The sequence below is a fragment of the Mesorhizobium terrae genome, assembly GCF_008727715.1.
Taxonomy (GTDB): domain Bacteria; phylum Pseudomonadota; class Alphaproteobacteria; order Rhizobiales; family Rhizobiaceae; genus Mesorhizobium; species Mesorhizobium terrae.
In genome coordinates, this window is record NZ_CP044218.1 from 3,067,860 (window position 1) to 3,089,583 (window position 21,724).

At 61.4% G+C, this 21,724-nt stretch carries 15 protein-coding genes; 10 read left to right on the forward strand and 5 right to left on the reverse strand.

Annotated features, from left to right (window positions below; all coding sequences use genetic code 11):
• The first annotated feature begins 1 nt into the window (after window position 1).
• From FZF13_RS16095 to msuE, 9 genes are all read left to right on the forward strand, one after another.
• Entirely contained in the window at window positions 2-1,399 is a 1,398-nt protein-coding gene (locus FZF13_RS16095) for an NAD(P)(+) transhydrogenase (Re/Si-specific) subunit beta (protein WP_024925667.1), read from the forward strand.
• Window positions 1,400-1,928: 529 nt separating this feature from the next.
• A complete protein-coding gene (locus FZF13_RS16100) occupies window positions 1,929-5,960 on the forward strand; it encodes a Pls/PosA family non-ribosomal peptide synthetase (RefSeq protein WP_373426401.1) in 4,032 nt (1,343 codons plus the stop codon).
• Window positions 5,961-6,045: 85 nt separating this feature from the next.
• Window positions 6,046-6,528: a GNAT family N-acetyltransferase gene (locus tag FZF13_RS16105; protein ID WP_024925665.1), complete on the forward strand. Its 483-nt coding sequence runs from the start codon at window positions 6,046-6,048 to the stop codon at window positions 6,526-6,528.
• Window positions 6,529-6,572: 44 nt separating this feature from the next.
• Window positions 6,573-7,178: a 4'-phosphopantetheinyl transferase family protein gene (locus FZF13_RS16110; RefSeq protein ID WP_244440134.1), complete on the forward strand. Its 606-nt coding sequence runs from the start codon at window positions 6,573-6,575 to the stop codon at window positions 7,176-7,178.
• A gap of 244 nt (window positions 7,179-7,422) precedes the next feature.
• Complete coding sequence (locus tag FZF13_RS16115; RefSeq protein WP_024925663.1) at window positions 7,423-8,433, forward strand: taurine ABC transporter substrate-binding protein; 1,011 nt, start codon at window positions 7,423-7,425, stop codon at window positions 8,431-8,433.
• A 55-nt stretch (window positions 8,434-8,488) separates the two neighbouring features.
• Window positions 8,489-9,283, forward strand: a complete 795-nt coding sequence (locus FZF13_RS16120) for a taurine ABC transporter ATP-binding protein (RefSeq protein WP_024925662.1) — start codon at window positions 8,489-8,491, stop codon at window positions 9,281-9,283.
• Window positions 9,280-10,128, forward strand: a complete 849-nt coding sequence (locus tag FZF13_RS16125; protein WP_024925661.1) for an ABC transporter permease subunit — start codon at window positions 9,280-9,282, stop codon at window positions 10,126-10,128. Before FZF13_RS16120 ends, FZF13_RS16125 begins: the two co-directional genes overlap by 4 nt.
• A gap of 35 nt (window positions 10,129-10,163) precedes the next feature.
• Complete coding sequence (gene ssuD, locus FZF13_RS16130) at window positions 10,164-11,321, forward strand: FMNH2-dependent alkanesulfonate monooxygenase (RefSeq protein ID WP_024925660.1); 1,158 nt, start codon at window positions 10,164-10,166, stop codon at window positions 11,319-11,321.
• A 32-nt stretch (window positions 11,322-11,353) separates the two neighbouring features.
• On the forward strand, window positions 11,354-11,914 hold the full coding sequence (msuE, locus tag FZF13_RS16135) for an FMN reductase (protein WP_024925659.1): 561 nt from the start codon (window positions 11,354-11,356) through the stop codon (window positions 11,912-11,914).
• Window positions 11,915-11,991: 77 nt separating this feature from the next.
• Here the strand turns inward: msuE and FZF13_RS16140 are convergent, their stop codons facing one another.
• From FZF13_RS16140 to FZF13_RS16150, 3 genes are read right to left on the reverse strand one after another with little or no spacing between them, the layout of a single operon-like run.
• Entirely contained in the window at window positions 11,992-12,960 is a 969-nt protein-coding gene (locus FZF13_RS16140) for a substrate-binding domain-containing protein (protein ID WP_024925658.1), read from the reverse strand.
• Complete coding sequence (locus tag FZF13_RS16145) at window positions 12,947-14,272, reverse strand: ABC transporter permease (protein ID WP_024925657.1); 1,326 nt, start codon at window positions 14,270-14,272, stop codon at window positions 12,947-12,949. Before FZF13_RS16145 ends, FZF13_RS16140 begins: the two co-directional genes overlap by 14 nt.
• The gene (locus tag FZF13_RS16150; RefSeq protein WP_024925656.1) at window positions 14,269-15,858 is read right to left on the reverse strand and encodes a sugar ABC transporter ATP-binding protein; all 1,590 of its coding nucleotides are present in this window, start codon (window positions 15,856-15,858) and stop codon (window positions 14,269-14,271) included. The genes FZF13_RS16145 and FZF13_RS16150 overlap by 4 nt, the downstream gene beginning before the upstream one ends.
• A 220-nt stretch (window positions 15,859-16,078) precedes the next feature.
• Between FZF13_RS16150 and FZF13_RS16155 the strand changes: the two genes are divergently transcribed.
• Window positions 16,079-17,119, forward strand: a complete 1,041-nt coding sequence (locus FZF13_RS16155) for a LacI family DNA-binding transcriptional regulator (RefSeq protein ID WP_024925655.1) — start codon at window positions 16,079-16,081, stop codon at window positions 17,117-17,119.
• A 52-nt stretch (window positions 17,120-17,171) separates the two neighbouring features.
• Here the strand turns inward: FZF13_RS16155 and FZF13_RS16160 are convergent, their stop codons facing one another.
• On the reverse strand, window positions 17,172-17,750 hold the full coding sequence (locus FZF13_RS16160) for a DUF1349 domain-containing protein (protein WP_024925654.1): 579 nt from the start codon (window positions 17,748-17,750) through the stop codon (window positions 17,172-17,174).
• A gap of 164 nt (window positions 17,751-17,914) precedes the next feature.
• Window positions 17,915-21,514: a DUF4082 domain-containing protein gene (locus FZF13_RS16165; RefSeq protein WP_024925653.1), complete on the reverse strand. Its 3,600-nt coding sequence runs from the start codon at window positions 21,512-21,514 to the stop codon at window positions 17,915-17,917.
• Between the last annotated feature and the right edge of the window lie 210 nt (window positions 21,515-21,724).

Genomic DNA, 21,724 nt, shown 5'->3' on the forward strand with positions numbered 1-21,724 from the left:
CGTGAACATCAATCTCGCCTCTTTCCTCTATCTGGTCTCCGGCATCCTGTTCATCCTGGCGCTGCGCGGCCTTTCGCACCCGACCACCAGCCGCAAGGGCAACCTCTACGGCATGATCGGCATGGCGATCGCCATTGTCACCACCTTGCTTTTGGCCAAGCCGTCCTTCGGCGGTTTCGCGCTCATCGTGCTCGGCCTCGCGATCGGCGGCAGCGTCGGCGCCTATACGGCGCGGCGGATTGCTATGACCTCGATGCCGCAGCTGGTCGCGGCCTTCCACTCGCTGGTGGGTATGGCTGCCGTGATGGTGGCTGCCGCCGCCATGTATGCGCCGGCCTCTTTCGGCATTGGCGAAGCTGGCGCGATCCACGCGCAGGCGCTGGTGGAAATGAGCCTCGGCGTCGCCATCGGCGCCATTACCTTCACCGGTTCGGTCATCGCCTTCCTGAAGCTCGACGGACGCATGTCGGGCAAGCCGATCATGCTGCCGTCGCGCCACCTGATCAACGCGGCACTTGGCATCGGCCTGGTCGTTTTGATCGTTCTGCTCGTCGCCACCCAGTCGACCACCATTTTCTGGCTGATCGTCATCGCTTCGCTGGCGTTGGGTGTACTGCTCATCATCCCGATCGGCGGCGCGGACATGCCTGTCGTGGTGTCGATGCTCAATTCCTATTCGGGCTGGGCGGCAGCCGCTCTCGGCTTCACGCTGGGCAATCTGGCGCTGATCATCACCGGTGCGCTGGTCGGTTCTTCCGGTGCGATCCTGTCCTACATCATGTGCAAGGGCATGAACCGCTCGTTCATCTCGGTCATTCTCGGCGGCTTTGGCGGCGAGACGGCCGCCGTTGCCGATGACGGCGTCCAGCGCACGGTCAAGACGGGTGCCGCCGACGATGCGGCGTACCTCATGATGAACGCCCAGAAAGTCATCATCGTGCCGGGCTACGGCATGGCGGTGGCGCAGGCCCAGCATGCGCTGCGCGAAATGGCCGACAAGTTGAAGGCCAACGGCGTCGAGGTGAAGTACGCCATTCACCCGGTCGCCGGACGTATGCCCGGGCACATGAACGTGCTGCTCGCTGAAGCAAATGTACCTTACGACGAGGTGTTCGAACTGGAGGATATCAACTCCGAGTTCGCGCAGGCCGACGTCGCCTATGTCATCGGTGCCAACGATGTCACCAACCCGTCGGCGCGTGACGACAAGAGCTCGCCGATCTACGGCATGCCGATCCTTGACGTCGACAAGGCCCGCACCTGCCTGTTCGTCAAACGCTCCTTGGGTTCCGGTTATGCAGGCATCGACAACACGCTGTTCTACAAGGACGGTACCATGATGCTGCTCGGCGACGCCAAGAAGATGACCGAGGAAATCGTCAAGGCAATGGACCATTGAGCATGGCCGCGCTCGCGGGCCAGCGTTGAGGACAAAGAAAAAAGCCCGGCACGTGCCGGGCTTTTTCTTTTTTGCGAAACTGGCTCGCTTGCGCACTGAGCGTCATCAGTCCGTGGTTGCGGAAATCTGGCCTGTCTTTGTATTTGATGATGGGGCCAGGGCCGGGGATCGCCTTCTCGTGAAGGGGGCGCCAGCACGTCGACGACCGCGCATTTGCCCGATTTCTTCGCCCTTGAAGACGGGCAAATCGGAAGTGCAGCAACTGTCGCCCGAAAATGCGGCCTTTTCTTCTGCGAAAGCTTTGGTTATTGGACCTGCACGAAGGAGAGGTCATTCGTAGCGGCGCACAGTCGGCCGACAGACCATGCTTGCCGGAAAGGCAACAGGCCCTTTGCGCGATATGCGCTCAGCCACGCTCGACCCACGACGAAAGAGAACGGAAATGGACCACGGTGTTGACGACGCCGAGCTCGACCGAGACAAAGCTCAGGGTTCGGCCGAAAAGTCGAAAACGGCGCCAGGCTCCCGAATGGCCGGGCGTCCCCAGATATTGACGGGTGCCGACTTCGCACAAGCCGGGCAACCGGGCGAACGGCTCGACATATTCTTCGAGCAACTTGCCGGGAAGTTCGCCACTTCGCCTGCTGTTATCTCGGATGGACGCGTCTGGACATATCGGGAACTGGACAAACGCGCAAATCAGTTCGCCCGTTTGCTCGTCGATCGGGGTGTGAAGCCGGGTGACCGGGTGGGTCTCCTGCTCGACCGCTCCGCGGAAACCTATGTCGCATTGCTGGCCGTAATGAAGGCCGGCGCGGCCTTCGTTCCGCTCGCCACTGCTTTCCCCGAAGAGCGGATGACGCTCATCATCGACGATGCGAGCGTGAAGCTGATCGTCACGATCGCGGCCTATTCCTCCCGGGCTGAGGGGTTGCCCGTGCCGTATGTCCTGGTCGATGGTCCGTCGGCCGAAATCGGGAAGAAGTCCGACAAGCCGCTGTCGCGGAAAGGGGCCACACCCGCTTCCGACGAAACCTGCTACATCCTCTACACGTCAGGCACGACCGGCCGCCCGAAGGGTGTGGTCGTCAATCACCAAAGCATCTGCAACTTCGTGCGTGTGGCCGCAGCATCCTATGGATATCGGCCGAGCGATCGCGTCTACCAGGGCATGACGATCGCCTTCGACTTCTCCACTGAGGAGATTTGGGTTCCGTTCGCGGCAGGCGCGACGGTCGTGCCGGCTCCGGGCCAGCTTACCCTTGTGGGCGAGGAGCTCGCCGATTTCCTCAGGGACAACAAGGTCACCTGCATGGCCTGCAGTCCAACCCTGCTGTCCTCGATCGAGAGCGATGTGCCCAGCTTGCGGGCGCTACTGGTCGGCGGCGAGGCTTGTCCTCACAATCTCGTCGTGCGCTGGTCGAAGCCGGGCCGACAGATCCTCAACACCTACGGCCCGACCGAGGCCACCGTTACGGCGACGATGGGCTTGCTCACGCCGGACAAGCCGGTGACGATCGGTGCACCGTTGCCCACCTATTCCGTCGTCATCGTCGACCCGACGGAAGCTGCGTTGACCAAGCCTGGTGAACTGGGCGAGATCGGTCTTGCCGGCATCGGGCTTGCCGTCGGTTATCTCAACCGGCCGGATCTGACCGAGCAGAAATTCATCCCCGACTTCGTTGGGCTGCCGAACAACCCTTCCAAGCGCATCTACCGCACCGGTGACCTTGGCCGCATCAACGATGACGGCGAGATCGAGTATAACGGGCGCATCGATACCCAGGTGAAAATCCGCGGATACCGTATCGAGCTCGGAGAGATCGAGGCCGTTCTGCTGGACCAGCCCGCCATTGCGCAGGCTGCGGTGACAACCTGGGAAATCGAACCCGGTCGCGTGGAATTGGTTGCCTACTACGCGCCCAAGACAGGGCTGCCGCCGATCTCGCGCGGTGACGTTGCCCGCGAACTGAAACGGCGTCTGCCCGACTACATGGTGCCTTCCTATCTGGAAGAGCTGCCAGCCATTCCGATGACGGTCTCAAACAAGGCGGATCTACGTCAGCTGCCAAAGCCGACAAATGTCCGGCTGACGGCGGATCGGGCGATCGTGCAACCGGGTAACGAGGACGAACGTTTTCTGGCTGCGGCGCTCTCCGATGTCTTGAATCTCAGCGAAGCCTCCGCCGGGGACAATTTCTTCGTATCGGCCGACGACAATTTCTTCGACGATCTCGGCGCCAATTCCTTGCTGATGGCGCGCTTCTGCGCCCGCGTCCGCACCAAGCCGGAATGGGCAACGGCATCGATGCGGGACATCTACCTGTACCCGACCGTTGCAAGCCTCGCGCAGCATTTGCGCATTCCCGAAGAGACGACGATAGCCACCGATGAGCGTGTTCTCACGCACCAGGCATCGAACTTCGCGTACTGGACCTGCGGCGCGGCTCAGCTACTGTTCTACGGCCTCTACAGCTATTTTAGCCTGTGGGCGTTCAACCTCGGTCTCAATTGGGTCTATGACAAGCTCGATGAGCCGTTCCAGCTGTATCTACGCTGCGTGCTGCTCTCGGGCGGTGTCTTCTTCGGCATGTCGGGTTTCGCCATCGTTGCCAAGTGGTTGCTGGTGGGACGCTGGAAAGCGGAAGCCTTTCCGATCTGGGGCCTGCGCTATTACCGGTTCTGGGTCATCCAGACCTTGATCCGCACGGCCCCGGTCGTTCTTTTCCGCGGCAACCCGCTGTACTCCATCTATCTGCGCCTTCTCGGCGCCAGGCTTGGGGAAAACACCGTCATCGAATGCCGCACCGTGCCCGTGTGTACGGACCTCATATCGATCGGCGACAACACGATCCTGCGCAAGGAATCGATGATCCTCGGCTACCGGGCGCAGTCCGGCTACATTCACACCGGACCGCTGACCATCGGCAAGGACGCCTTCGTGGGTGTCGGCAGCACCATGGATATCGACACCAGGATCGGGGATGGTGCCCAGCTCGGCCATGCGTCCTCGTTGCAGCGCGGACAGAGCATCCCGGACGGCGAACGCTGGCATGGGTCGCCGGCGGTGCCGACCGAGGCGAATTATTGCAAGGTCCGCAACGTCGATGCGTCCAACTATCGACGCATCCTGTTCGAAGCGGCTCAGCTCGTCGGGCTGTTCATGATCGTCACGCCGCTGCCGCTGCTCTTCCATGCCTACTGGCAGAATGTCAGCGACGACTATCAGGAGACGATTGGCATCGTCGCCATCGGCACCACGGTCACGCTGTTCGGCTACCTCGCGGTCGCCTTGCTGGCCGCGACGCTGCTGCCGCGCTTGATCCGCCTGATTTTGAAGCCGGGTCGTACCTACACGCTCTACGGGTTCCGGTACTGGCTTCAGACGGTGGTCGAGTTGTTCAGCAATGCACGCTTGCTGAATCTGCTGTTCGGCGACAGCTCGGCGATCGTGTATTACATGCGCGCCATTGGCTGGAAGCTCAACAAGGTGGTTCAGACCGGCTCCAACTTCGGTAGCAACCAGCAGCATGAGAATCCGCTCCTGTGTGAGATCGGCACCCAGACCATGGTGTCGGACGGGCTTTTCATGATCAACATGCACAAGTCCGCCTCCGCCTTCCGGCTCGACCACACACGGCTCGGCGAACGCAACTATCTGGGCAACAATATCTACTATCCGCCAGACGGACGGACCGGAAACAACTGCCTGCTCGGCACGAAGGTGATGGTGCCGATCGACGGACCGGTGCGCGAGAATGTCGGCCTGCTGGGTTCGCCTTCCTTCGAAATCCCGCGCATGGTCAACCGTGACAAGGAGTTGATCGCGGGCATCAACGAGGACGAGCGCCTGCGTCGTCTCAAATCCAAGAATGTCTACAATGCGGTGACGGCGCTTCTCTTCCTGTTCGCGCAATGGGCGATGTTGTTCGTGACGCTGGTGATCTGGGACCGCGCGCTGAACTATTACACCGACTGGGCGGAAATGGCGCTCTTTGTAGCGGTGCTGCTGACCTCGGCGATCACCATTCCGTTCTACGTCCTGTTGGAGCGGGCCAGCCTCGGCTTCGGCAAGCTGAAGCCTCGGATGACGACGATCTACGACGTCAGCTTCTGGCACCACGAGCGTCATTGGAAACTGTCGGATTCGCCGATAACGCGCCTGTTTGGCGGCACGCCGTTCCGGCCGATGATCATGCGCATGTTGGGCGTCAAGGTGGGTCGCAGGGTGTATGATGGCGGCAGCAACCTGACCGAGCGCTCGCTGGTCGAAATCGGCGATGATGCGACCCTCAACGAAGGCTGCGTCATCCAGGCCCATTCGCTGGAAGAGGGTGCCTTCAAGTCGGATTACATCCGGATCGGCAAGGGCTGCACGCTGGGACCGGCGGCGTTCATCCACTATGGCGTGGTGATGGGCGACGGGTCGGTCGTCGATGTCGATTCCTTCGTGATGAAGGGTGAAGTGCTGGAGCCCAATTCGATATGGCGGGGCAACCCAGCCAAGCTCCAACGCTTCGTCACGCCCGTTACGCGCGATGAGATCAAGACGGCCGCTTGAACGCCGGATCGACCACGAAAGGCGGTAGCCCGCTTGTCGTGGTCGAGGCGTCCGCGACATTCAGGCTGACGGCGGAGGCGATGTGTTGACGACGCATGTTCAGAAGGCTGCGCAGGTTCATCTCGTGCCGGTGACCGAGGCTAATCGGGCCCAGGTCACCGCGTTGGAGCTCGCACACGACCAGTTGGATTTCGTCGCCAGCAACACCGAGTCCCTCGAGGAGGCCGATCTGGACGAAGACGCCCGGCCACGCGTGGTGATGGCTGGTGATGGCGTTGTCGGCTTCCTGATGTATGAGGCGCCGCAGGATGATGACGAGGCGCGCATCTACCGCTTCATGATCGACCGTCAACATCAAGGCAGGGGCTATGGCAGAGCCGCGCTGCTGCAGGTTCTGGACGAAATTGCGCAGCTCGGCCATATCAGGCATATCTCGATTTGCTACGCGCCTGACAATGAAGGTGCACGGCACCTCTACCGCTCCGCCGGCTTCGTGGAAGAAGGCCTTGACGAGGACGGCGAAATGATCGCCGATCTCGTTGTGCCGTCGCCGACGGACGATCGTTGACGCGGCCGCCACCCATTCCCGCACGCTCCGCCGAGGAAGTCTCGTTGCTTGAAGCAATGGCCGCCATCGCGCCGCCTGGCGTCGGCGTCGGCTGCCGATCGATCCGCGACGGCGATGAGGCCCATCTCTTGCCCGAGGAGGCCGGTTCCATCCCGGCGCGCCGCCCGGCCATGCGCCGTGCCAGCGGCGCCGCGCGTTGGATCGCACACAGTCTGTTGTCGAATATCGGCATCAACGATTTCCCGGTCTTGCGCTCACCTTCCGGCGCTCCAGTCTGGCCTGACGGCATCTCCGGCTCGCTCGCCCATGACGATGAGATGGCGGTCGCTGCGGTTGCGTCGATTACCGACGTCGGCTCCCTGGGCATCGATGTCGAGCCTGCCATCGCGCTACCGGACGAGATCGCCGCGCTCGTCGCAACAAGCATAGACGTTGTCGGGGCAGTGGATCGGCAACTCGCCGGCCGCATCCTGTTTGCGGCCAAGGAAGCGGTCTACAAGGCGGTCTATCCGCTTGATCACGAAATCCTGGATTATGGGGATATCGCGATAGACCTGAGTGCGAGTAGGGCGACGACGACCACCGGACGTCGTGCAACGCTCGCATACTGCCTTGCTCCCCGCATCGTCGTGCTGGCGTTCGTTCGCTGAAAAAAAGCTCTGGTTCGGAAGACGCTCGCGATGCGGCTGAGATGCTGTGCCCGGCGCGGACGTCCGCCTCTCGAATGAATCGCGTTGTTTCGTCTCGATGCGATTAGACAGATCGTTCCGAACTCGGACGATATTCGCAAAAAGCTTTCTAAACTAATTCTACAAATTCAGTAGCGTTTAAGCCGATCAGCGACGTGCGCTGATGGTTCGGGGAACAAACCTCGATCAGCAAAGGGGTAAACGCATGCGCAAACTGTTCACCGCCGCTCTCGCGGGTCTCTCCATCGGCGCTCTCATCTCGTCGGCCTTTGCCGCTGACGAAAAGAAGGTGGTCATCGCTTATCAGACCGGCTCGGTGCCGTATTTCGTCGGTATCGCCAATGGCGAGATCGCCAAGAGGACCGGTTGGAACATCGAATTTCGCCGGTTCAATTCGGGCGCGGATATCTTTGCCGCCATTGCTTCCGGCGCTGTCCAGATCGGCGATGTCGGTTCCAGCCCGTATTCCGCGGCGGTTTCCAAGGGGCTGGACGTCAAAGCCTTCTACATCTCTTCGGTATCGCGCGACGGCGAGGCGCTGGTGGTGAGGCCGGAGATCAAGACGCCATCCGATCTCAAGGGCAAGAAGCTGGCCGCCGCACCGGTTTCGACCGACCATTATCAGCTGCTTGCCGTGCTCAAGCAGGAAGGCATTTCGGAAAAGGAAGCACAGGTCATCGCCATTCCGCAGCCTGAAATCGTGGCGGCCTGGAAACGCGGTGACATTGACGGTGCGTTCGTGTGGGATCCGGCGCTGTCGGAATTGAAGAAGAACGGCAAGGTGCTTCTGACGGCGGGGCAGGTGGCTGACCGCGGCGCGCCGACCTTCAGCGCCCTGGTGGCGACCGGCGAGTTCGCCAAGCAGCATCCCGAATTCCTGACGCAATATGTGCAGCAGGTGGATGGCTATTTTGTCTCCTTCGCCAAGGACAAGGCGGCCTGGGGTCCGGAATCGGAGAACGCGAAGCTCATTGCCGGGCTGCAGGGCGGAACACCGGCCGAGAATGCGGAGCGGCTGAAATCCACTGTGGTGCCGCCTTTGCAGGAACAGCTTTCCGACAAATGGCTGGGCGGCGGCGAAAAGAGCGGGGTCGCGAAAATCCTCAAAGATACGGCGAACTTCCTCAAGGAACAGCGCAAGATCACCGCCGTCAAGGACAGCTACGCTGCCTTCGTCGACCCGCGATACGCGGAAGCCGCCAAGGTTTCCAATTGACAAAAGCCAGAGCGATACGGGCCGGTTGAGGCCCGTATCGCCCGGAGGTTTCGATATGCTCCGCATCCGCGATGCCAGTGTCACCTTTCCAGCTTCCGACGGCAGCAGCGTTCACGCGCTCGACCGTGTCTCGCTGGATATTGCCCCGGATTCCATCGTTGTTGCCGTAGGGGCATCGGGGTGCGGTAAGTCCACATTGCTCAATGCCGTCGCCGGTTTCCTGCCGCTCACCGAGGGGTCGATTACCCTGGATGGGGAGCCTGTCGACCGCCCTGGCGGCGACCGCGGCGTCGTTTTTCAGAAGGATACGCTGCTGCCCTGGGCCAGTGTCATCGACAATGTCGCGCTCGGGCTGAAGTTCCGCGGTGTCGCCAGAAAGCAACGCCGCCAACAGGCGCAGGAATTGCTGGATCTGGTCGGGTTGTCCGAGTTTGGCGACAAACCGCCCTACGAACTTTCCGGCGGCATGCGCCAGCGTGTCGGTTTGGCACGGGCATTGGCCACCGATCCCAAGATTCTCTTGATGGACGAGCCGTTCGGCGCGCTGGACAGCCTGACACGCGAGACGATGCAGCAGTTGCTGGCGTCGGTGTGGGCGCGCACCGGCAAGCAGATCCTCTTCATCACCCATTCCATCGAAGAAGCACTGACGCTTGGCACCACCGTGGTGGTGATGTCGCCGAGGCCTGGCCGCATCGTCGCCCGCTTTGACGCGGATTTCGCGCGCGAATTCGCCGAGACCGGCGATATTGGTCCGATCCTGTCCGACCCGCGCTTCATCGAACTGCGCGAGGAAATCCGCGCTTTGATCCACCGTCCGGCAGCATCCGGCAAGGGAGTTCTGCAATGACGCTTGCCGCCGATCCGCGCACCGTATTCGCCCATGTTCAGCCGGCGCCGAAGCCGCACCGCTCGCGACCGATTGTTGGCACCACCACCACCTTGCTCATCAGCAGCATCACGCTGGTCGCGCTGATCGCGCTGTGGTTCGTCGCGACGCAATTCGGCTGGGCTTCGCCGCTGTTCCTACCTTCGCCTGCGGAAGTGCTGGCGCAGTTCCACGCGGTTGCCCAGGACGGCTATGCCGACGGCACGCTGCTGGAGCACACGCTGGCCAGCCTTGGCCGCATCCTGGCCGCTCTTGCCGTCGGTGTCGGTCTTGGTGTTCCGATCGGTCTTTTGATGGGGCTCAATCGTTGGGCCAAAGGCGTGCTTTCGGTGCCGATCGGCCTCTATTGGGGTCTGCCGCCGCTGGCGTACTTGCCCCTGCTGATCATCTGGCTGGGCATCGGCGAAACCTCGAAGATCGTGCTTTTGTCGCTCTCCACCTTCGCACCGATCTGCTTTTCGGCGCAAGCCGGAGTGCGTTCCGTGCCGGCCGAGCGCATCAACGCGGCGCTGTCGTTGGGCGCAAGCCGGCTGCAATTGTTCTTCAACATCATCTTGCCTTCGGCACTGCCCGAGATTTTGACCGGCCTGCGCATCGGCATCGCCGCCGGCCTGTCGACATTGGTGGCGGCCGAGCTGATCGCGGCACGATCCGGCCTTGGCTACATGATCATGTCGGCCGCGAACTTCCTGTCCACCGACGTCGTCTTCGTCGGCCTCATCATCATCGCGGTTCTTGCCTTTGCCTTCGCCACCGGCATGCGCTGGCTGGAGCGGCGGCTGGTGCCCTGGAAGGGCAAGCTCTGACCGTTTTCGAACAACGACCGCAGAAGGAAAATCCCATGTCCGATCCGAAGCGTCCGCTCGATCTCTACTGGTACCTGCCCACCCATGGCGACGGGCCGTATCTCGGCACCGACGAGCGCCACAGGCCGGCCACGTTCGGTTATTTGCGGGAGATCGCCCAGGCGGCGGATCGGCTGGGCTTCAAGGGCGTACTCTTGCCGACCGGCACGCGCTGCGAAGACGCCTGGATCACGGCGGCGGCGCTCATCCCGCAGACGGAAAGGCTGCGTTTCCTGGTTGCACTGCGCCCCGGCAGCGGCACGCCGGCCCTGTTTGCCCGCCATGCCGCCACGCTCGACCGCATTTCCAACGGCCGCGTGCTGCTGAATGTCGTTACCGGCGCCGATCCGAGCGACCTTGCCGGCGATGGCATCAAGCTCAACCACGGTGAACGCTACGCGCAGACGGACGAGTTCCTCTCGATCTGGCGAAGCATCTTGTCGGGCGAAGAGGTGGATTTCGAGGGCCAATATCTCTCGGCGCGTGGGTCCGACATTTCTTTCCCGCCGGTACAGCGGCCTTATCCGCCATTGTGGTTCGGCGGCTCGTCGGATGCCGGCATCGCGATCGCCGCCAAACATGTCGACGTTTATCTGAGCTGGGGTGAACCCGTCGAACAACTTGTCGAAAAGATCGAGCAGGTGCGCAAGGCCGCCGCGAAGGAAGGTCGAAACATCCGTTTTGGATTGCGCATCCATCTGATCGTGCGGGAAACCGAAGAAGAGGCATGGGCCGCCGCCGACCGGCTGATCAGCCATGTCTCCGATGAGGTGATCGCCGAAGCGCAGAACAACTTCGTCAATGTGTCGGAATCGGTCGGCCAGAAACGCATGGCCGCGCTGCATCAGGGCCGTCGCGACAAGCTGGTTGTCGGCCCCAATCTGTGGGCCGGGCTGGGGCTTGTGCGGGGCGGTGCGGGCACAGCGCTGGTCGGCAGTCCCGACAATGTCGCGGCGCGCATTCGCGAATACCAGGACATCGGCATCGAAACCATCATTGCATCGGCCTATCCGCATCTCGAGGAGGTCTACAACGTCGCCGAATTGCTGTTCCCGAAACTTGACCTTGCCAGCGCGTCGTCGCCGGCGCTGCGCGGTTGGGACGTCGAGTTTGGTCGTGGTGTGCGTCCGCGCGTTGCCGCATCAGCTTCCTGAGAGACCGAGCATCGAGAAAAGGGAGTTCGCCCGTGGCCAACACCAGCATTGTCGGCTTTTCCGGCAACATCACACGCCCGTCCAAGACCTTCGGCTTCGTCGACCATGTCGTGTCACAGATCGGACGCCGCAACCGGCTGTCTGCCGCGAGCTGGGACATCGAAGATCTGGGGGCGTCCTTCGCCACGGCGCGGCGGGCGTCCGATCTGGGGGATCAGGCAGGGACAATTCTGCGCGCCGTTGCGGAAGCCGATCTGCTGGTCGTCGGTTCACCAACCTACAAGGGCAGCTATACCGGGCTGTTCAAACATTTCTTCGATCTGCTCGATCCGACGGCACTGCGCGGCAAACCCGTGCTCTTGACCGCGACAGGCGGCGGCGACCGCCATGCGCTGATCGTCGAACACCAGCTTCGGCCACTGTTCGGGTTCTTCGAGGCTTATTCCCTGCCGACGGCCATCTATGCGACGGAGCGCGATTTCGCCGATGGCCAACCGGCATCGGAGGCCTTCGCGCGCCGTATCGACCAGGCACTCGACGAAGCCGGAGCGGCTCTCAGATCGCGTATTGGATTCGCCGTCGCTGCCGAATGATGCCGGCGGCATGGGCGTTTACGATGAGGCAGCGACCGAAATTTTGATGTCGGCCGCTGCCTGCAGCAATTGTGAAATTAGAGGCCGTTGTCCTTCAGGATCTGCGGCGCGTTTTCCTTGGTGATCTTCAAGGTCGGCAGGATAACGGTCTTTTCGACCTTCTCGCCGGCGAGATATTTCAACGCCTGGCGCAACCCCTCCGCTCCAGGCGTTGCGTAGAGGAAAGTCGCCGTCAGTTCACCCTTGTTGACGAGCTGCACGCCTTCATTGGGCAAGGCGTCGATGCCTATGAATTTGATGTCCTTGTCGCGACCGACATCCTTGGCGGCGAGATAGGCGCCATAGGCCATCGGATCGTTGTGGCCGTAGACCAGGTCGATCTTCTCGTTGTTGCGCAGTGCGGTCGCCATGATGTTGTAGGCCTGGTCCTGCTTCCAGTCGCCCGACTGCTTGTCGAGCAGATATTTGATGCCCGGTTCCTTGTCGGTGAATTCATGGAAGCCATCGTGACGGTCATGCGCCGGCTCGGTACCCATGCCGCCCCATATCTCGACGACATTGCCGGCTGCCTTGCCTTTGCCGCCCAGAAGTTCGACCGCATATTCACCGGCGGCGCGGCCGATCAACTTGTTGTCGCCGCCCACGAACTGGATGAAATCCTTCGTGTCGACGTTGCGGTCGAGCACGAAGACGGGGATTTTGGCATCGATTGCCTTCTGGACGACGCCGGTAAGACCGGCGGATTCCTTCGGTGAAATGAGCAGCGCGTCGACCTGCTGACGGATGAGGTTTTCGACATCCGCGACCTGCTTTTCGGTCTTGTCTTCGCCGTCGGTGATGATGAGATTGACGTTCGGGTGTTTGGCGGCTTCAGCAAGGATGTCCTTGTTGAACTGCGCCCGCCACGGCTCGATCGTGGTGACCTGGCTGAAGCCGATGGTCCACTTTTTGTCTTGTGCGAACGCGCTTTGACCCGGGACGAGCGCTGTCGTGGCGACAAGTGCTGTTGTCAGGGCCACCAGTCCAAGAAATTCACGGCGTTTCATTTGCGTTTCCTCCGATTGTTCGAGACTTGGTCTCTTTGATCGCCCGCTCATCAACGGACGTTGGCGTGTGCGCCGATCGCTTCCGCGAAAGTCGCATATGGGCGAAAAGATCAGCGGCGTTGCGCTCCTGGACCAGCACCGTGCCGATGATGATCAGGCCTTTGAGCACAAGCTGCAGGTTCGAATTGATGTTGTGCAGCTGCAGGATGTTGGACAGCAGCCCGAAGATCAGCACGCCGCACAAGGTCCCCGCGAGGCTGCCGCGCCCGCCCATCAGACTGGTGCCGCCAATGACGACGGCGGCGATCGCATCGAGTTCCAGCCCCGCACCCGCATCCGGTTTGCCCTGGCGGTATTGCGCCACATAGAGCACGGCGGCGATGCCGGCGAGCAGGCCCGAAATGGCATAGGTGGCGATCTTCACGCGACCGGCGGCGATACCCGAAAGCCGCGCGGCTTCCTCGTTGCCGCCGATCGCATAGACATAGCGGCCAAAGGGCGTGAAGCGCAGCACGGCGCCATAAATGACGATGGCGCCAAGGAAGAACAGGCCGGGCATGGGAATGATGCCGAAGGCGAGCGAGCGCAGGATTTCGAAATCCTCGGTGGCGTTGGAACCGGTATAGACGGGCAGCACCGCATTGTTCTGTCCTGCGGTGAGGCGGGCGATGCCCAGGGCCGTTACCATCATCGCAAGCGTGACGATGAAGGGCTGCAGTCGGCCACCAACGATGATCAGGCCGTTGAGCGCTCCGAACAGCAATCCGACGCAGGGTGCCACGATGAGAACGCCGAGCACGCCGAACTTCGTGTCGACTTGCGGCAGAAGAAACCAGAGCGTGAGGGCACACAGCAGGATGCCGACCACGGCCGGCAAAACGACACCACGCATCTTATCAAGATGTGGCATGCGGTGGAGTGTGACCCCGTTCGCCGACTTGGCGAAGTTGGCGAACAGGAAACGCGTGGTGGCAACGCCAATCAGCAGCGCAACCAGGCCGACCGCGGGTATGCCCATGAGGGCAGCCGGCGTGGCACCAGGCATTGTGAGCAGCATCGCCGTCACCACGGAGCAGATAGCCATCAGCGAACCGACCGAAAGATCGATGCCGCCGGTGATGATGACCGCCGTCATGCCCGTGGCAATGAGGCCGGTCGTGGAAACCTGTCTCAGCACATCGAGCAGATTGCCGTAGGACAGGAAGATGTTGGTGCCCTTGGAAGTGACCGGCGAGCCCAGAACGCCAATCAAAAAAATGGCGATCAGCCCCCAGTAGAGCTTTGTACGCGACACAAGTCTCAACGCATTCATGCTGCCGTCCGTCCGTTTGCGCGCCGGGGCGCAGCCAACTGCATGATCCGCTCCTCACTGGCTTGATGGCGTTGAAGCATGCCGGTCTGACGGCCCTCGGCCATCACCAGGATGCGGTCCGAAAGGTGCAGCAGTTCCGGCATCTCGGAACTGACCACCACAATGGCTAGCCCCTGATCAGCCAATCGGAAGATGAGATCGTAGATGTCGCGTTTGGCGCCGATGTCGATGCCGCGCGTTGGCTCGTCCAACAGCAGAATGCGTGGCTTGGTCGCCAGCCATTTGCCGATCACCACCTTCTGCTGATTGCCGCCTGAAAGGGTGTTGGCGACCTGGTCGATATCGCTGCAGCGGATTCCCAATGTCTTGACCGCTTCGTCGGCCAGCGCTTTCTCGCCGGCAACGGAGCGCAAGCCAAAACGGGAAAGGGCGTCGACGAGCGGAAGCGCGACATTGTCGGCGATGGAGGCCTTGAGATAGAGGCCCTCCGCCTTGCGGTCCTCGGTGACGAGGGCGATGCCAAGATGGCGGGCATCGCGGGGCGAGCGAATGTCGATGCCTTTTCCATCCAGCCTGATCTCGCCGCTAACCCGCCCTTGAGCACTGCCGAAGATCGATTGCAGGATTTCCGTTCGACCGGAACCGAGCAAGCCGCCGATGCCCAATATTTCGCCGCGTCCGAGATCGAAGTCGATATCCGACAAAACCGTCCGCCATCCGTTTCGGTCCGGCTTGTCTAGGCGAAGGTTCCTCACCGTCAGGATCGGCGTGTCGTAATGGGCATTGCGCGCGGTTGTCGAAGGATCGAGCAAGGTGCGGCCGACCATGGCGGCAATGAGCGCGTTTTCGTCCAGTCGATCCATCGAGCGTGTCAGAACGTGACGCCCGTCCCGGAAGACGGTGGTGCGGTCGGCCAGATGCATGACCTCATCGATGCGGTGCGAGATGTAGACGATCGCGACGCCTTGCGAGGCCAATTGGCGGACGATGCGGAACAGCCTTTGGCATTCAGCCGGCGACAAGGCGGACGTCGGTTCGTCCATGATGAGGATGCGTGCCGACTTGGACAGCGCCTTGGCGATCTCGACCAGCTGTTGTTCACCGACGCGCAATCTGCCGACACGCGCCTCGGGATCGAGTTCGATGCCAAGCGAGGCGAGGAGATCTCGGGCTGCCGAGAAACTCGCCTTGCGGTTGACGATCAGCCCACCGATCAGCTTTTCGCGGCCGAGGAAGATATTTTCGGCGACGCTCAGTTCGGGAACGAGGTTGAGTTCCTGGTGAATAATGGCGATGCCGGCATCCTCGGCGTCGCGTACGCCGGAAAACCGGACTGGTTGCGTGGCAACCGAAATCGTTCCCTCGTAATCCGTGTAGACGCCGGAGAGGATTTTCATCAGCGTCGACTTGCCGGCGCCGTTCTCGCCCATCAGGGCATGGATCTCGCCGCGTCTGAGGTCGAAACTCACATCGCTGAGCGCCGCGATGCCGCCGAAGGCCTTCGAAATGTTGTCGGCAGCAAGAATAGGTTGCCCCGGCGAGGGGGCACCATGATCCGGCGAAGTCGCAAATTCACGAGTGGCCATGACAGAAACGGCCTCCCTACCGCGCTGCCAGTCATGCGAAAAAGCTAATCTAAACGTTTCGATAGAGTCAAGATTGACGATCGTCCCTCCAGCCCATGTTTTTTTGATTCTTGCAAAAAACAAGGGAATTCCATAGGTGTTACGTCGACGTACACGCTGAAACGTTTAGAAGATGACCGAGCTAAAGGCGAGAAAGCATCGAAAAACCGGCGCTCCTACCATGTTGCACGTGGCGGAAGCAGCGCGTGTTTCCGTGGCGACCGTTTCGGCCTACATCAACGGCACGACGACCGTCAGCCAGGAGCTCAGCGCCCGCATCGAGCAGGCGATCCGCGAGATCGGCTATAAGCGTAATGCCATCGCGCGCAGTCTCAAGGTCGGCACGACCCGCACAGTCGGTCTCACCGTACCGCACATTACCAACCCCTTTTTCACCGACGTCGTTTCGGTCATCCAGCAGGCCTTCGACCGGGCAGGCTATGCGGTGATGTTGTGCTGCACTGATGAAGACCTGAACAACCAGGACGACCAGATCCGGCTTCTCCTCGACCGTATGGTCGACGGTCTCATCGTGGCCCGCGTGGGCGACAGCGCTTTCCTCAAGGAAACGGTCGAACGCGCCAACGTGCCGGTCGTTCTGCTCGATCGCGAATGCGAGAATGTCGACACCGACAGGGTCGTGCTCGACAATCATCAGGCCGTGTTCGAGGCGATCACCTACCTCGTCGATCTGGGCCACAAGCGTATCGGCTACATAACCGGCTCATTCGACATCTCGCCGATGCGCGACCGCATGGCCGGTTATCGCGCGGCGCTGCTCGCCGCCGGGCTGACATTCGACCAGAGCCTTGTCCGCTCCGGTGATCTGCATGAGGCCGACGGCTACACCGCCGCCATGCAACTGCTTTCCCTGCACGAACGCCCGACCGCGATCTTCTCCGCAAACAACCCGATGGTCGTCGGAGCCATGAAGGCGATCCGCGACATCGGCTTGTCCTGTCCGGAAGACATTTCGATCATCTGCTTCGACGATTTCCCATGGGCCGATGTGTTCCATCCTCAATTGACCACGATCGCGCAGCCGGTGCAGGCCATCGGCGAGCAGGCTGCCATGCTTCTGCTTGACCGCTTGAACGGCAATCGCGATGCGCCGTCGCGCCGCCTCGTTCTCAAAGGGCGCCTGATGGTGCGAAATTCCTGCCGGCCCTTGTCGGCAACAACTGGGGCGGCCACGCCAAAGATCGCCACCTCGCTGGTTTGACCGAACGACAGCTGGTGTTTTGCGTCGGCGGGAAGAGGGGATTCGTCTGCTGCTACTCCGGAGCGTGGAGGTCGCGTGCGATCGCCTCGCCAACGACTAACTGCGAAAATGATACGGTGAAACCCGGCCCTTGAGGCGAGCAGGCCGTGACGCCGATTTCAGCCCGCGTGGCCGAGAACGGGCATAGCCGCGCCATCTGCCAAGCCATTGCACCCACGGCATATTGCACGCGCACGGCATCGTCATGCCGCGTCAGCCGGATGCGGACCGGATCGCTCGGTCGAGCCGATGGCAGCGGTATCACGGACCAGTCCGAAACATCACGGGTGACGACAACGGAGAAATGCATCATTCCGTCGGTGTATTCGATCCCGGCCTTGATCCAATTTCGTTCGTCGAGCCGGAAAAAGAGACCAGCTTGGTCATAGAGTTCGGAATAGTCGCCAAGGACTGTCACTTCGGCTGTGAAATCGCCTTCGACCGGCCGCAGGTAGGCATGGCCGCTATCGCGGATGAAACCATAGAAGGTCTTGCGCCAGAAATCCGTATCGGCGTCCGTTTTAAGTTTTAGTCCCAGCGCATGACCAGACCAGGATTTGGGCTCGTTGAACCAGGAAAATTGCGATGCCATTCACGAAGACCGTTTGCTCGAGCGAAGACTTTGACGGCCCTTAATGTGATCAGGCGCCGATTTTTGTCAAAGCCGCATCGTGGCGGAAACGGTCAAGGCGGAGCGGAACATCGCATGGTCCGACCGCCCTTGGGTACCCTGTGCAAAGGGAACCAAGGGCGGCTCTATACAACTGGCGCTCCCGAACTGTTGCTGACGATCACATCAACCCAATAATTGGTGGAATTGTAGCTGCTCGTCGGGAAAGCGCTGGCGCCATAGATGTAGACCCCGTTGCCGCCGGCGCTCGCGCTGTCCGGTGCGAGCAGCATCGCGCTGGTATGGCCGGTGGTGAAGTAGGCGGACGTGGCGGAATAGTAGCCCGTCGTGGTGTGATATGACGCCACATAGATCGTGTTCGCGGTCAGCGGAACGGGCGAGGCAAAGGTCACGGTCTGCCAACCGCTTGCCGTTTCGCCGGCAAAAGTGGCAGTTGCCAGCAGCGTTCCCGTGCTGCTCCACAAATTGGCAACGTGGGGGCCGGTGTTTTGCGGTCCCTTGTAGAAGCGGATGCCGAGAGCCTGGACGGCACTGCTGCTCTGGAACTTGACCCCAAGTTCAACGGCATTCGGATCGTTTTGCGTTACCGTGGCCGGTGTGTCGTTGAGGCTGAAGAGGCTGTAGGTGCTCTGGCTGGTCGGCTGGAAGACGACGTCGACCCAGTAGTTGGTCGCGTTGTAGCTGCTCGTGGGGAAGGCGCTGCTCGCGCCATAGGCGTAGAGGCCATTGCCGCCGACAGGGCCGGTCGCCGGTGCTGTCAGGACCCCGCTCACATGCGCGGTCGAGAAGTAGCCGCTGTTTGCGGAATAATATCCGGTCTGCGTGTGATAGGACGCAACATAGACCGTGTTCGCGGAAATCGCGACCGCCGGAAAGGTTACCACTTGCCAGCCGCTTGCCGTCTCATTGACGAAGGTGGCGGTGGCGAGAAGGGTTCCGCTCGCGGTCCAGAGATTGGCGATGTGGGTCCCGGTGTTCTGCGGCCCCTTATAGAAGAGGATGCCGGTCACCTGTCCGGCCGCGGACGATTGGAACTGGACGCCCAATTCAACGGCGTTGTTGTCGTTCTCCGTCACAGTTGCCGGGACGTCGGATATACTGAACAGACTGACCGTGGTCTGTCCGCTCGGGTTGACGGCCAATGCCACATTCGCCGAGGCCGTGCCCCCATGTCCATTGGTGATCGAGTAGACGAAGCCGGCATCGCCGACATAGTTCGTCGTCGGCGTGAAGGTCGCGATCTGGGTTCCGGCATTGTAGGCAACCGTGCCGTTGGTCGGGCTGCTGACACCAGTCACCGAAAGCGTGTAGCCGTTGGGGTCGGTGTCGTTCGCAAGCAAGGACGATGCCGGAATGGCAAGCGCGGTGTTCTCCGTGGTGACGAATCCGCTGTCGTTGTTGGCGGTCGGCGGAAGATTTCCAGCCCCGCCGGCGCGGTTGAAGACGACATCGACCCAATAATTGGAATTGAGGAAGGAGCTCGAGGGGAACGAGCCGGCAGAACCGTAAACGAACACGCCGTTTCCCACGCTCAGCCCAGAGGGCGCGACCAGCGACCCAATGCTGCGCTGGCGATAGAAATAGTTGTAGTCGACCGAATAGAAGCCGTTGGAGGAATAGGAGACGACATAGGTGGCTCCCACGGTCAGCGTGACGGCTGTCGTCAGGTTCGCCTGCTGCCAGCCGCTGGCCGTCTCATTGGAAAAGCTGGCTGCCGCCAGCAGCGTCCCCGTCGAACTCCAGAGATGGCCAATATGCGCGCCGACATTGCTCGGGTTCTTGTAGAAGCGGATGGCGCTCACAGTACCGCCCGTGGTCGCCTTGAAGCGGAGCCCGATCTCCAGGGCGTTGTGATCGTCGGTGCTGAGGGTGAAGGGCACATCCTTCTGCGTGAACAGGCTGACGGTTGCAGCGGGCGTGACAGTGACGGAAACGCCCGCGCCGGGCGTCTCGACATTCATGCTGTCGTCGACCCCGCGCGCGGTGATCGTGTAGTTTCCGGGAAGCAGCGGTTGCCAGGTGAATGTCCAATTGGTGGTGCCCGTGGCGGGATGCCAGGTCGCGCCGCCGTCGGTCGAGACCTCCACGACCGCGACCAACCCGCCAGCATCTGAGGCAGTGCCACTGACCGTCACAGCCTGCTGCTGGACCAAGCTTGCGCCGGCCGCTGGCGTCGAGATTGTGGAGACAGGCGGCGTCAGGTCCGTCGACGCCGATGCCGTCACCAGATTACCCTGCAGGGTCTGCGGCTGGACGCCCATGTCGGCTAAGAGATTGACCGTCGCCTGCTGGACGTTCGGATCTTCCGGCGTGACCGTGACGGGGCCGTCATTGGCGTAGTCATGGTCGGTGTCGAGGCCGAACGACCAGAACACGGTGCCCGCCCCGAAAACGAGCGCGCCGCTGGGTGCGCGGTAGAGTGCAAGATTGTGCGTCGCCTGCGCCGGACCGACGGTGTTGCCGTAGTCCAGCAGATAGGTGTTGACCGAAAGCGTGGTTGCAGAAAGGTGGATCAGGCTCGGTGGGCGAAAGCCGTTGTCCGGCGATTCATCCCATTCGTAGCCCAGAATGCCTGTCGCCAGTGAGGCCACCTGGCCGGACTGGGTGCCCGCTACGGAGGTGTTGCGCCAGAACCGGAACTTGGATGGGCCGTAGGGAATGGTGATGGTGTCCGCCCGGAACGAATCCACCTGGAAAATGGTCCCGGTCAGCGCGTTTTCCGGTCGGCCGCCGTCAGAGATCGGCGTGAAGCTCGGATCGCGCCACGTTCCCGTCCATTGGCTGGAAGGATCGATCTTGGCGACGGCATGCGTTTCCTTGTAGGTCACCAGTGTCCGGTTCGGGGCGCCGCTGGCGTCCGCTTCCCAGCGCGTTTTCCAATAGACCTCATTGCCGCTGATGAAAATCAGATGGACGCCGGCATCGCGCGCGGCCTCGACATTGGCCCGCTGGTCGCCGGACCAGTATTCGTCGTGGCCGACCGACATATAGACCTTGTAGTTGGTCAACGGGTAGGCGCCGGGGCCGACATCGACGCCGGAGACGTAGGCGACGTCGAAACCGTTGCGCTCGAGCCAGCGGATCGCCGCATATTCGGCGCTGAACACAAAATCCTGCGGCCCCGCATAGGTGCCGATGCCGTCGCGGGTCACGAACGGCCGATTGTAGCTGACCTTGTAGGCACGGCCGTCCGAACTCGCTGTGGCATTGCCGCCATAGAGATTGGCGCCGCCCCAGCCATTATAGGCGTGCCAGGTCGTGTCCGAGGTCTGGAAGACGATGTCGCGCCGAACGCCGTCGTTGCGCACGATGAACGGAATGTGGCTGGCGCCTGCAGTGCTGTCCTGCCGCACCAGCTTGGCGATATAGATGCCGGAAACGGCATCCGAAGGAACGGCCCATGTGGCGGTGACCGCCCAATTGCTGGCATCGACTAGGCCGATGGCCGGCGTTCCGCCCGGCGCCGGCTGTACGGAAGCCGTCGTCTTCTGGATCGTTGTGATCAGCCGGGCGCCCAGTCCCGCATAGTATCCGAGCCGGTAGATGGCGATCCTGTAATTGGCCGAATCGGTGTTGATCTTGAGGGATACGGTGCCGCCCGCGTTGACGCTGATGGTCGTGGCAAAGCCCTGGATGTTGCTGGACGACGGTCCGTCGAGGTCCCACTCGCTTTGTGGGTTACCAGTCTTCTGGTTCTCGATCACAATCGGATTCAGGCCCGCCATCGCAACAGACTCCTTTGGACTGCGGCACGATGAAGTCAGGAAGGGCAATAAGTTTCGAAAGCGAATTCGCTGGCTGCCAGCATAGCCGTTACCGCCTCGCGAAACCAGCGCAACTGCTATGGCAAGGGGCTGGTCGATACAACCTAGCCATCCGTTGGATGGTGCCTGCCTATATTAGGAAGCAACTGGTTATCCACTTCAGGAAAGGCG